The organism is Symbiopectobacterium sp., assembly GCF_051710365.1.
Lineage (GTDB): Bacteria > Pseudomonadota > Gammaproteobacteria > Enterobacterales > Enterobacteriaceae > Symbiopectobacterium.
The window spans coordinates 1-12,227 of the sequence record NZ_JBPETA010000093.1 but is presented as its reverse complement, the minus strand read 5'-3'; the positions used below and the strand labels follow the sequence as shown (position 1 = coordinate 12,227).

General features: G+C 51.3%; 8 protein-coding genes, 4 tRNA genes and 2 pseudogenes. 11 read left to right on the top strand and 3 right to left on the bottom strand.

Annotation, left to right across the window (positions count from 1 at the left end; all coding sequences use genetic code 11):
- Positions 1–99 precede the first annotated feature (99 nt).
- Positions 100–402: pseudogene (locus ACTBDZ_RS10125) on the bottom strand (PTS transporter subunit EIIC); the annotation flags it as partial.
- Positions 403–704: 302 nt separating this feature from the next.
- Here ACTBDZ_RS10125 and nagB point away from each other — a divergent pair.
- The 8 genes and pseudogenes from nagB (at position 705) to ACTBDZ_RS10085 (ending at position 6,550) form a co-directional block, all read left to right on the top strand.
- Positions 705–1,505: a glucosamine-6-phosphate deaminase gene (gene nagB / locus ACTBDZ_RS10120; RefSeq protein WP_438815210.1), complete on the top strand. Its 801-nt coding sequence runs from the start codon at positions 705–707 to the stop codon at positions 1,503–1,505.
- Between the two features lie 21 nt (positions 1,506–1,526).
- Entirely contained in the window at positions 1,527–2,675 is a 1,149-nt protein-coding gene (gene nagA / locus ACTBDZ_RS10115; RefSeq protein ID WP_438815209.1) for an N-acetylglucosamine-6-phosphate deacetylase, read from the top strand.
- 77 nt (positions 2,676–2,752) lie between these two features.
- Complete coding sequence (gene nagC, locus ACTBDZ_RS10110) at positions 2,753–3,976, top strand: DNA-binding transcriptional regulator NagC (RefSeq protein ID WP_438815208.1); 1,224 nt, start codon at positions 2,753–2,755, stop codon at positions 3,974–3,976.
- A gap of 280 nt (positions 3,977–4,256) precedes the next feature.
- Positions 4,257–5,916: pseudogene (asnB, locus tag ACTBDZ_RS10105) on the top strand (asparagine synthase B).
- 244 nt (positions 5,917–6,160) lie between these two features.
- Positions 6,161–6,237 (top strand) — tRNA-Met (locus tag ACTBDZ_RS10100).
- A gap of 9 nt (positions 6,238–6,246) precedes the next feature.
- A tRNA-Leu gene (locus ACTBDZ_RS10095) sits at positions 6,247–6,328 on the top strand.
- 43 nt (positions 6,329–6,371) lie between these two features.
- A tRNA-Gln gene (locus tag ACTBDZ_RS10090) sits at positions 6,372–6,446 on the top strand.
- 29 nt (positions 6,447–6,475) lie between these two features.
- Positions 6,476–6,550 (top strand) — tRNA-Gln (locus ACTBDZ_RS10085).
- 350 nt (positions 6,551–6,900) lie between these two features.
- Here the strand turns inward: ACTBDZ_RS10085 and ACTBDZ_RS10080 are convergent.
- Complete coding sequence (locus ACTBDZ_RS10080; RefSeq protein ID WP_222160002.1) at positions 6,901–7,230, bottom strand: SMR family transporter; 330 nt, start codon at positions 7,228–7,230, stop codon at positions 6,901–6,903.
- 76 nt (positions 7,231–7,306) lie between these two features.
- Positions 7,307–8,488: a 3-demethoxyubiquinol 3-hydroxylase gene (gene ubiF / locus ACTBDZ_RS10075; protein ID WP_438815207.1), complete on the bottom strand. Its 1,182-nt coding sequence runs from the start codon at positions 8,486–8,488 to the stop codon at positions 7,307–7,309.
- A gap of 209 nt (positions 8,489–8,697) precedes the next feature.
- On the opposite strand from ubiF, the gene miaB reads away from it, so the two are divergent.
- The 3 genes from miaB to ybeY all read left to right on the top strand — a co-directional run bounded on the left by miaB (position 8,698) and on the right by ybeY (position 12,007).
- Positions 8,698–10,122 carry a tRNA (N6-isopentenyl adenosine(37)-C2)-methylthiotransferase MiaB gene (miaB, locus tag ACTBDZ_RS10070; RefSeq protein WP_438815206.1) on the top strand — a complete coding sequence of 475 codons (1,425 nt, stop codon included), beginning with the start codon at positions 8,698–8,700 and terminating at the stop codon, positions 10,120–10,122.
- Between the two features lie 338 nt (positions 10,123–10,460).
- The gene (locus ACTBDZ_RS10065; protein ID WP_438815205.1) at positions 10,461–11,540 is read left to right on the top strand and encodes a PhoH family protein; all 1,080 of its coding nucleotides are present in this window, start codon (positions 10,461–10,463) and stop codon (positions 11,538–11,540) included.
- The gene (gene ybeY / locus ACTBDZ_RS10060; RefSeq protein ID WP_438815204.1) at positions 11,540–12,007 is read left to right on the top strand and encodes an rRNA maturation RNase YbeY; all 468 of its coding nucleotides are present in this window, start codon (positions 11,540–11,542) and stop codon (positions 12,005–12,007) included. Before ACTBDZ_RS10065 ends, ybeY begins: the two co-directional genes overlap by 1 nt.
- Positions 12,008–12,227: the final 220 nt, after the last annotated feature.

Genomic DNA, 12,227 nt, shown 5'->3' with positions numbered 1-12,227 from the left:
ACAAAAATGGACGATGCCGCTGAGGGACTGGCGTATGGCTATGAGCCGCTTTATTATCGAGTTCGGTGATCGTCTGGACGGTCACTACTGAGAAAAGGCATTTACACAGAATCGTGTACAGGGTCTGGTCAGCACCAGAAAACCGACGAACCCGGTTAACGCTGCCGCCCCATCTTTATCCTTGGACATACCATAAGCGATGCCTACCGCAAACAGCACGCCCATGTTTTCAATGATTGCGGCACCGGATTTGATCAGCAACGCTGCCAGCGCACTCTCACTCCCCTAACCATTGGGATCGATCCAGTACCCTATCCCCATGAGAATCGCTGCGGCTGGCAACGTCGCCACTGGCACCATCAGCGCTCGGCCTACCCTTTGCAAATAGCTAAGAACACTCACATTATCCTCTCTCTCCCGCCAGGGGATACCAAACTGCCCGTTAAACCCATTCACAGCAGTCATCCCATACCAGGCGGCTTGTGCTTGAAGTGTAAAAAAATAATTCGCTACGCAAATTAAACCCTGACATTTTGTGACATAACGCGCAAAACACCCGCATATCAAATCATTATACCTATCAATCGCCCGATCTTATTTCAAGATAAAAAAAACAGGCTAGACTAACTAATAACCTATTTTTATCATCCAGACAGTAGCAAATCGGTTCACTGGTTTTGGAACGCTTATCCGGAGATTTATGTATGAAACTTATTCCCGTAATCACATCAGAACAGGTAGGCAAATGGGCGGCGCGACACATTGTGCAGCGCATCAATGCCTTTAACCCCAGCGCTGAGCGCCCTTTTGTGTTAGGCCTGCCAACAGGCAGCTCACCGTTAGAAGCCTATAAAGCGCTTATCGTGATGCACAACGCGGGGCTGGTCAGTTTTAAGCACGTGGTGACATTTAATATGGATGAATATGTCGGTCTGCCAGCCGCACATCCGCAAAGTTATCACACGTTCATGTATGAGAATTTCTTCAATCACGTTGATATTACTCAGGAAAATATTAACCTGTTGAACGGTAACGCTCCAGATGTGGTGGTCGAATGCCAACGCTATGAAGATAAAATGGCCTCCTATGGCAAGATTCACCTGTTTATGGGGGGGGTAGGTAATGACGGGCATATTGCGTTTAATGAACCCGCCTCATCCTTAGCCTCCCGTACGCGGATCAAGACGTTGACCGAAGAGACCCGCACCGCTAATTCCCGTTTCTTCGAGGGTGATGTGTCTCAGGTTCCCAAATATGCGCTTACCGTCGGCGTCGGCACCCTGTTAGATGCTGAGGAAGTGATGATTTTGGTGTCTGGCCGTAACAAGGCACAAGCGTTACAGGCAGCCGTAGAGGGCAATGTAAATCACATGTGGACCATCAGTTGTCTGCAACTGCATGCCAAGGCAATCATTGTTTGCGATGAGCCCTCTACCATGGAGTTGAAAGTAAAAACCGTGAAATACTTCCACGAGTTGGAAGCTGAAAGCATTATCGGTCTTTAATCTGTAAGCCGGGAGTTCAAGATGTATGCGTTAACCCATTGTCGTATCTATACCGGGCACCAAATACTGGATGACCATGCTATCGTTATCAACGATGACACGATCGAAAGCGTGTGCCCCGAATCCGATCTTCCCGACACCCTGCCACGCCACGATCTGAATGGTGCCTCGGTGGCCCCCGGCTTTATCGATTTACAGCTTAACGGCTGCGGTGGCGTCCAGTTCAATGACAGCCTTGATGCCATTTCCATTGCCACGCTAGAAACCATGCAGCAGGCCAATCAACGCTCTGGCTGCACCAGTTTTCTCCCTACGCTTATCACCTCCAGTGATGCCTTTATCAAGCACGCGGTTGAAACCCTGCGCGCTTATCTCGCGTTACACGCCAATCAGGCACTCGGCCTGCATATTGAAGGACCGTGGCTGAATGTGGTGAAAAAAGGTACGCACGATGCCCGTCTGATCCGTGCGCCAGAGCAACAGCTGGTTGACTATCTTTGTGCCAATGCGGATGTGATTGGCCAAATCACGCTCGCACCGGAAAAGGTGCCACACGCCATGATTCGACAGCTTAGCCAGGCAGGGATCGTGGTTTCGGCCGGACATTCCAATGCCACCTGGCAGGAAGCGAAACGCGGGTTTGCTGCCGGTATTCACTTTGCCACACACCTGTTTAATGCCATGCCGTATATTAGCGGACGCGAGCCGGGTTTGGTGGGCGCTATTTATGACGCACCAGAGATCTACTGCGGCATCATTGCCGACGGCATGCACGTTGATTGGGCCAATATCCGCAACAGCAAACGGATCAAAGGTGAGAAACTCGTGCTGGTCACCGATGCCACGGCCCCGGCAGGTGCTGATATCGATAGGTTCACTTTTGCCGGTAAAACCATATACTACCGTGATGGGTTGTGCGTGGATGATAACGGCACGCTGAGCGGTTCGGCACTGACGATGATCGATGCCGTCAAGAACAGCGTGAAATATGTCGGTATTGCGCTAGATGAAGCGCTGCGCATGGCAACCCTTTACCCAGCGCGCGCCATGCATCTGGACGATCGGTTAGGCAGTATCGAAAGTGGAAAAATCGCCAACCTGACAGTATTTGATTATGGGTACCACGTCCTTCATACCTTCGTGAATGGCAATAGCGTCTATACGCGATAACACGTGTAGCAAACGCTTAGGCTATCTGAGGTAGGGGGATATAAAACGAGGCCGAAAAGATAAGCGAGCGTTCAAGAATGACGACAGGCGGACAAGCACAAATAGGGAATGTTGATCTGGTCAAGCAGTTAAATAGTGCCGTTGTCTATCGTCTGATTGATCAACAAGGCCCCATTTCCCGCATTCAGATAGCCGAATTCAGTCAGTTGGCCCCTGCCAGCGTCACGAAAATCACGCGTCAGTTGTTGGAACGCGGGTTGATAAAAGAAGTTGACCAACAGGCCTCTACCGGCGGACGGCGTGCCATTTCCATCATTTGTGAAACACGGCCTTTTCACGCGATCGCAGTGCGTCTGGGCCGCCATGGTGCCACGATTGCGCTCTACGATCTTCAGGGTAAATCGCTTAGCGATGCCCACTACCCGTTGACAGAAAGTACACAGGATACGCTGGAAGCCTCGCTGTTTGACGCGATCAGAGACTTTATCGCCATCAATCAACGCCGTATTCGGGAACTGATCGCTATCTCGGTCGTGCTCCCCGGCTTGGTCGATCCCTCGGCGGGAATGGTGCATTACATGCCGCATATTAGCGTCGATAACTGGCCGCTGGTACAGTTGCTACAACAGCGCTTCAAGGTCACGTGCTTTGTCGGCCATGATATTCGCAGCCTGGCGCTGGCTGAACACTATTTTGGTGCAACTCACGACTACCCAGACTCAATCCTGGTCCGCGTTCACCGTGGCACCGGTGCGGGCATTTTGGTCAACGGGCAAATATTCCTCGGTAGCAACGGCAACGTGGGCGAAATCGGGCATATTCAAATCGACCCCCTTGGCGAACGCTGCCACTGCGGCAACTTTGGCTGTCTGGAAACGGTGGTATCCAACGGTGCGATAGAGCAACGTGTCGCTCATCTTCTGTCGCAAGGGTTCAGCAGCAAACTGACACGTGAAGAGTGCACCATCACCGCCATCTGCAAAGCTGCTAACCGGGGTGATACGCTGGCACAAGATGTGCTCGAGCATGCAGGTAAATATTTAGGCAAAGCGCTTGCCATCGCCATCAACCTGTTCAATCCGCAAAAGGTAGTGATTGCGGGTGAAATCACCGATGCCGAGAAAATTTTGCTGCCCGCCATTCAACGCTGCGTCAACCCCCAGGTGCTGAAAGAATTTCGTCAGCACCTGCCGATTGAAGTCTCCACATTGAACCACCTCTCTCCCATTGGGGCTTTTGCGCTGGTAAAACGCGCCATGCTTAACGGTGTGCTGTTGCAGCATTTATTGGAACCCTCTTGATGGTGGACGTTTGCGGGATTATGAAATCTGCAAAAATTCGCCCTCAATAGCGACACTGATTATCATTTTTTCATAAATAAGCCTTTCGCATTGAATAAAATACATGCCAAAGGCTTTTTTCATTAAATGATATTGAATTCAAGTGGCATTTTGATGCTAAATCATTGTCATTGGTACAGCAGAAGGCAACGCTAACCGTTGTGGCATTGTCCCACTCAAGGTTGCTGACGCCCTAACCGTGTTATTTCACTTCAGACAGGTGAGCAAGAGGGAGTTCTTTATGTGTTCTATTTTTGGTGTGTTGGATATCAAAACCGATCCGGTTGAATTGCGTAAAAAAGCGCTGGAGTTGTCTCGACTGATGCGCCACCGCGGCCCGGACTGGTCTGGTATTTATGCCAATGAAAAAGCGATTTTGGCCCACGAACGTCTCTCCATCGTTGACGTCAACACCGGTGCCCAACCGCTCTACAACCAGGCACACACTCATATTCTGGCTGTCAACGGTGAAATCTATAACCATCAAGCATTACGCCAGCAGTACGTCGACCGTTATGCCTTCCAGACCGGTTCTGACTGCGAAGTCATTCTGGCACTGTACCAGGAAAAGGGCCAGAATTCTTAGATGACCTGCGCGGCATGTTCGCTTTTGCCCTGTATGACAGTGAAAAAGACGCTTACCTGATTGGTCGTGACCAGTTGGGCATTATCCCGCTGTATATGGGTTACGACGAACACGGCAACCTGTACGTGGCCTCGGAAATGAAAGCGCTGGTGCCGGTATGCCGCACCATCAAGGAATTCCCGGCAGGCAGCTACCTGTGGAGCAAAGACGGCGAAATTCGCGAATACTACCGTCGTGACTGGTTCGACTACGATGCCGTCAAAGACAACGTAACCGACAAAGAAGCGCTGCGTGAAGCGTTGGAAGAATCGGTGAAAAGCCACCTGATGTCCGATGTGCCTTACGGCGTACTGCTTTCTGGCAGCCTGGACTCTTCCGTCATTTCCGCGATCACCAAGAAATTTGCCGCACGCCGTGTGGAAGACGACGAGCGCAGCGAAGCCTGGTGGCCGCAACTGCACTCTTTCGCCGTTGGCCTGGAAGGTGCACCGGATCTGAAAGCCGCGCAAGAAGTGGCCGACATCTGGGCACCGTGCACCACGAAATTCATTTCACCGTGCAAGAAGGGCTGGATGCCATTCGCGATGTGATTTATCACATCGAAACCTATGACGTAACCACCATTCGTGCGTCTACCCCGATGTATCTGATGTCACGTAAAATCAAAGAGATGGGAATCAAAATGGTGCTGTTCGGTGAAGGCTCTGATGAAGTGTTCGGTGGTTACCTGTACTTCCACAAAGCGCCTAACGCCAAAGAGCTGCACGAAGAAACGGTACGTAAACTGCTCGCGCTGCATCAATACGATTGCGCGCGTGCCAACAAGGCCATGTCTGCCTGGGGCGTGGAAGCGCGTGTGCCGTTCCTGGATAAAAAATTCCTGGATGTGGCAATGCGCATCAACCCTCAAGATAAAATGTGTGGCAACGGGAAAATGGAGAAACACATTCTGCGTGAATGTTTTGAATCCTACCTGCCGCACAGCGTCGCCTGGCGTCAGAAAGAGCAGTTCTCTGATGGCGTAGGGTATAGCTGGATCGACACGTTGAAAGAGGTGGCGGCAAAACAGGTTTCTGACCAGCAACTGGAAACCGTTCACTTCCGTTTCCCGTACAACACGCCAACGTCCAAAGAAGGCTACCTGTACCGTGAAATCTTCGAAGAGCTGTTCCCGGTACCAAGCGCCGCAGAATGCGTGCCTGGAGGCCCTTCTGTTGCCTGTTCTTCGGCAAAAGCGATCGAATGGGATGAATCCTTCAAAAAGATGGACGATCCATCAGGTCGTGCGGTTGGCGTTCACCAATCAGCGTACTGAGCGTAGCCGTTATAGAACATTGCCTTATGGTGATTATCTCGAATGAAAACGGGCCCTTTATGGGCCCGTTTTTTTACTTTTGTCGCAGGAAAACCTGTTTTATTGTCGCTTTTCTCATCATACTGTTCACAACCCAAACAAACGAACCGTCACAGGCGTTTTTAGGGAAAAAATGTGTTGACGCAATTCGGCCAACTACGCATAATGCGCCCCGCAACGCCGATGAAGGTGACGCGGAAAAGATGGCTACGTAGCTCAGCTGGTTAGAGCACAGCACTCATAATGCTGGGGTCACAGGTTCGATTCCCGTCGTAGCCACCATCTTTTCTTGCGGGAGTGGCGAAATTGGTAGACGCACCAGATTTAGGTTCTGGCGCCGCAAGGTGTGCGAGTTCAAGTCTCGCCTCCCGCATCATTCCTTCACGGTTGTTAAGCAACAAGGCATGTTAGGGTATTGGGGTATCGCCAAGCGGTAAGGCACCGGTTTTTGATACCGGCATTCCCTGGTTCGAATCCAGGTACCCCAGCCACCTTAATGCAGCATCGGATTGCACGTTGTTGGGGTATCGCCAAGCGGTAAGGCAGTGGATTCTGATTCCACCATTCCGAGGTTCGAATCCTCGTACCCCAGCCAAAAAAACGCTGGTAATACAGCGAGAAACAGGGCGACAGTCGAAAGACGTCGCCCTGTTTGCTTTTATCCATTATTCAATAAACGATTAAAGGCCACCGGGCGGTAACCCGGTGGCCTTAGAACACAATAAACGCACAGTAAACAGGCAAAAAAAACCAACATCGAAGTAGGTTTTTTATTCTAGCAAACGTTGGTGTCCTCAGAACAGCGCGACAATCGTTACTAACACATTGAGCCTACCTTCTCCATCGGCCAATGACAACACGACCAGGGAGACGATCATAGCGAGAACATTAAAACGCGAGTCAACAAACGAAGAGCACTTCGGTTCGCCTATCAAAGATACCGTTTCAATGCGCCACCGACTTGGAAAACAGGTTAATCACAATCACACCCAAGATAATCAGCAACATCCCCAGTATCGCAGGCAAATCGAGCTTCTGGCCGTAAAATAGCCAGCTCACCGTGGCAATCAGCACAATCCCAACCCCAGACCAGATGGCATAAATGATGCCAGTCGGCAACGTGCGCATCGTCAGAGAAAGGCAATAAAACGACACGCCATAAAAGATCACAGTAATAATACTGGGCATTAAACGACTAAAGCCATCCGAAAGTTTTAGCGCCGAGGTGGCGATCACTTCCGCTACAATGGCGAGAGAAAGAAACAGATACGTCATAAACAACCGCTACCTTAAAAAATTGCGCCTGAGCGCCTTAGAAATCGACAACCGTCACCACACTAACACCAACAGGTTACACACCGATGGCATATTTCAGCGCCAGCGTTTTAAGACGTCCTGCGCGCTCAGCAGCCAGCAATGCCATGTTTCGGGCAAAGGTCAATGGCGGCAAACGATTACTGAACGCGTTATAAAACAGGTCCATACCATTTTGCATTAACAGATTATCAGCCTTACGCCGACGCTGATAACGCAGCAAAACGGCTTCACTGTACCAGCACTCCCCTGCATCCCGGGCGCCAGTCACAACATCAATCAACGCGTCCGCGTCACGATAGCCGAGATTCACGCCCTGCCCGGCTAGTGGATTAATGGTATGGGCGGCATCCCCCACCAAGGCGACCCCTTCAGCCACATAGCGTTGTGCATGACGACACACCAGTGGAAACGCCCCGGCGGCAACCGACTTCACGGGCCCCAAACGCCTGGGGAAAGTTTCTGCAATCGCGTTATCCAACTGTGGCAACGACAGTGATTGAAGCTGACGAATACGGCGCGGGCTGTCATACCACGCCAACGCGCCCCATGATCCAAACAGCGGTAGAAATGCACGCGGCCCCTGAGGCGTAAACTGCTGCCAGGTACAATCCTGCTGAGGTTGCTGGGTATCCACGGCAATCAACATACACGATTGCCGATACTGCCATCCATTGATGCCGATCCCCGCCCACTGGCGCACGCGCGAGTTCGCGCCATCCGCGCCGAGAACCAAAGGCGCACTCAATGTCTCACCGCTATCCAGCGCGATCTGCCAGCACGCAGGCGTGCGAACCATGCTGCATATCTGCGCGGGGCAACGAATATCACACCGCTGCTGCTCAGCCAGGCATTGCCACAATGCCAGTTGCAATACCTGGTTTTCCACCATAAACCCCAATTCGGGCAGGTGCAGGTCGGCGGCGCTAAAGGCAACGCGTGCATCATCCCATTCCCAGGTTTCCAACCGGCGATAAGGCGCACAGCGCATCTGCTCAACGCCCGACCATGCACCCAACGACTTTAACAGTGAAACAGACGCATATCCCAGCGCTGAAACCCGAATATCCGGCGCACTGTCGTCCATAAAGGCGGCGGGAGCAGCCTGCTCCAACACCGCGACCTTAAAACCGTTGCGCGCGAGCACGAGCGCGACTGCGGCACCGACCATCCCGCCACCGACCACGATGGCATCATACCGTTGATTTATTCCGTTCATCGTGCCTAAACCGACTCAAACTGTGTGACTGATAGGCACAGTGTACTGGATTTTCGACAACCGCGTTGACTCTGCAAAAAAACGCTCAACAAATTTCGCGCTCTGGTCACAACCGCAGCAAAAGATTACAATACGTGCCCCGTCCGTATTTTCGGGCATCTATGATTTGGTAATACGCTTTTTCACCCGCACTGAGTAATGACAAGTCGATGACAAAGAAACTACACATTAAAACCTGGGGCTGTCAGATGAATGAATACGATTCATCCAAGATGGCTGACTTGCTGGAAAGTACACACGGTTATGAGCTGACCGAGGTGGCCGAAGAGGCTGACGTTCTGCTGCTGAATACCTGTTCTATCCGTGAAAAGGCACAGGAAAAAGTTTTCCATCAACTTGGCCGCTGGAGAGCGCTGAAAGAGAACAATCCCGATCTGATTATTGGTGTGGGCGGTTGTGTTGCTTCTCAGGAAGGTGAGCATATTCGTGAACGCGCCAGCTATGTCGATCTGATTTTTGGCCCGCAAACGCTGCACCGCCTGCCAGAAATGATTAACCACGTTCAGGGCACACATAGCCCGGTGGTGGATATCAGCTTCCCGGAAGTCGAAAAATTTGACCGGCTGCCGGAACCTCGTGCCGAAGGGCCGACAGCGTTTGTTTCCATCATGGAAGGGTGCAACAAATACTGCTCATTTTGCGTGGTGCCTTATACGCGCGGTGAAGAAGTCAGCCGCCCCTGTGACGACGTCTTATACGAAATTGCGCAGTTGGCCGCACAAGGAGTACGCGAAGTTAACCTGTTGGGTCAAAACGTCAACGCCTATCGTGGTGAAAATTTTGATGGCAGCATCTGCTCGTTTGCCGATTTGCTGCGTCTGGTAGCCGCAATAGACGGTATCGACCGTCTCCGCTTTATCACCAGTCACCCGATTGAGTTTACCGACGATATCATCAGCGTCTACGAAGATACGCCTGAACTGGTGAGCTTCCTTCATCTGCCAGTGCAGAGCGGTTCCGATCGTATTCTGACCATGATGAAGCGCCGCCATACCGCACTGGAATACAAAGCTATCATTCGTAAACTGCGCAGCGCACGACCGGATATTCATATCAGTTCCGACTTTATTATCGGCTTCCCCGGTGAAACCCAGGAAGATTTCGAACAAACCATGAAACTGATTGGTGACGTCAATTTTGATATGAGCTTTAGCTTTATCTACTCTGCGCGTCCGGGGACACCCGCCGCAGACATGGTTGATGATGTCAGCGAAGAAGAGAAAAAGCAGCGCCTGTATATTCTGCAAGAACGTATCAGCCAGCAAGCGATGCAGTTTAGCCGCCGTATGTTAGGCAGCATCCAACGCATTCTGGTGGAAGGTACATCGCGCAAAAGCGTGATGGAACTGTCAGGCCGCACAGAAAATAACCGTGTGGTTAACTTCGAAGGCACCCCGGATATGATTGGTAAGTTCGTTGATGTTGAAATTGTCGACGTTCGTCCTAATTCGCTGCGCGGTGTGGTTGTCAAAACCGAAGACCAGATGGGCCTGCGCATCAATGAATCTCCGGCCTCCGTAATTGCACGTACCCGCAAAGAGAACGATATCGGCGTTGGCCTCTACCAGCCTTGATGGATAATCCGCACGGGCGATGCACTCGCCCGCCCGTGCCATCATATACCCTAAATAATTCGAGTTGCAGGACAAAACGTTTACGTTTTGAACAGCACTTGCGCTGGCCCGAAGGGGGAATCTCAGGGATGAGATTCCTCAATCCCGATGAGCTTACTCAGGTAAGTGATTCGGGTGAGTGAACGCAGCCAACGCATCTGCAACTTGAAGTATGATGGGTATGAACATATTGCCACTTGCACCTTTCCCTATTCACGATAAATAATTCAATCATCATCTCGCACCTTATTGTTCTCATCACTCATGATGATGAGCGTTGATATACCAAGAGGAATAATTTGAACGTAACGATAAAAGAGATTGCCCTCGAACCTGCTGATAATAAACGCCTGCTCAATCTGTGCGGCCACTTTGATAGTAATATCAAACAGTTGGAGCGCCGTCTCGGAATCGAAATCAACCGTCGAGACAATAAATTCAAACTGGTCGGAAAAGGCCTGTGTATTGAAGCGGCGGCAGATATTCTGCAACGTCTTTATGTTGATACCGCGCCCGTGCGTGGTGTGGAAGGGGATATTGACCCCGAGCAGATTCATCTGGCAATCAAAGAATCGGGCGTGCTGGAACAAAGCGCCGAGAGCGTTCCGGATTTTGGCAAGGCGATCAACATCCGCACCAAGCGTGGCATCATCAAGCCGCGCACGCCGAATCAGGCGCAGTATATCGCCAACATACTCGACCATGATATCACCTTCGGCGTAGGCCCTGCGGGAACGGGGAAAACCTATCTGGCAGTCGCTGCGGCGGTGGATGCGCTCGAGCGCCAAGATATCCGCCGCATTTTGTTAACGCGCCCGGCCGTTGAAGCGGGAGAAAAACTCGGCTTTCTGCCCGGTGATTTGAGCCAAAAGGTCGATCCTTATCTGCGCCCACTCTACGATGCGTTATTCGAAATGCTGGGGTTTGAGCGCGTGGAAAAACTCATTGAGCGCAACGTGATTGAAGTAGCGCCACTGGCTTATATGCGCGGTCGCACGCTGAATGATGCCTTTATCATCCTCGATGAGAGCCAGAACACCACGATCGAACAGATGAAGATGTTCCTGACCCGTATTGGCTTCAACTCCAAGGCTGTCATCACCGGCGACATCACCCAGATTGACCTGCCACGCAATATCAAATCGGGGCTGCGCCACGCCATCGACGCATTGGCCGATGTGGAAGAGATCAGCTTTAACTTCTTTCACAGTGAAGATGTGGTACGCCATCCTGTAGTCGCGCGCATCGTCAACGCCTATGAAGCCTGGGAAGAAGCCGACCAGAAACGTCGTGCCGCGCAGGCAGAAGAGCGTAAACGCGAAGCACAAGTCGTCAGTTCACCCGCCGCATCAGAGGCAGGTGATAAGCAGGAGTCATAATGAGTCAGGTTATTCTCGATTTACAAATCGCCAGCGACAATACAGCAGGGCTGCCGAGCGAACAGGATTTTCAGCGTTGGCTGGAGGCGGTACTGCCGCAGTTTCAGCCAGAAGCGGAAGTGACCATTCGTATCGTTGATGAAGCGGAAAGCCACGAACTGAATCACACCTATCGCGGCAAAGACAAACCTACCAACGTACTCTCCTTTCCGTTTGAAGCGCCGCCGGAAGTCGAGCTGCCATTATTGGGCGATCTGATTATTTGCCGCCAGGTGGTGGAGCAGGAAGCCATTGAACAGCAAATAACCGCAGACGCCCACTGGGCACATATGGTGATACACGGTTGTCTGCATCTGCTGGGTTATGATCACATCGAGGACGACGAAGCAGAAGAGATGGAAGCGTTGGAAACCGAGATTATGCAGCAAATGGGCTATGCTGACCCTTATCTGTCCGAGAAAGAGTAAGCCCACGCGGCGGCAACTTGAAGTATGACGGGTATATTCTGTTATTATGAAAAATGCAGTAGATTACCGTAGACCTTGATATTGCTTTTGATGGGAGCCTGTACATAAATTTGTGTAATTGCCTGATTTTGATATGTTCAATCCAACATCAAAAGCAGGTTACTTTATGGACGAAAAACAGTTGCAGGCTCTGGCTAATGCACTGGCCAAAAATCTCAAA

Bases quoted from the DNA above. Each gene is read 5' to 3' on its own strand.
- nagB (WP_438815210.1), top strand. From the start codon at position 705: ATGAAACTTATTCCCGTAATCACATCAGAACAGGTAGGCAAATGGGCG.
- nagA (WP_438815209.1), top strand. From the start codon at position 1,527: ATGTATGCGTTAACCCATTGTCGTATCTATACCGGGCACCAAATACTG.
- nagC (WP_438815208.1), top strand. From the start codon at position 2,753: ATGACGACAGGCGGACAAGCACAAATAGGGAATGTTGATCTGGTCAAG.
- ACTBDZ_RS10080 (WP_222160002.1), bottom strand. From the start codon at position 7,230: ATGACGTATCTGTTTCTTTCTCTCGCCATTGTAGCGGAAGTGATCGCC.
- ubiF (WP_438815207.1), bottom strand. From the start codon at position 8,488: ATGAACGGAATAAATCAACGGTATGATGCCATCGTGGTCGGTGGCGGG.
- miaB (WP_438815206.1), top strand. From the start codon at position 8,698: ATGACAAAGAAACTACACATTAAAACCTGGGGCTGTCAGATGAATGAA.
- ybeY (WP_438815204.1), top strand. From the start codon at position 11,540: ATGAGTCAGGTTATTCTCGATTTACAAATCGCCAGCGACAATACAGCA.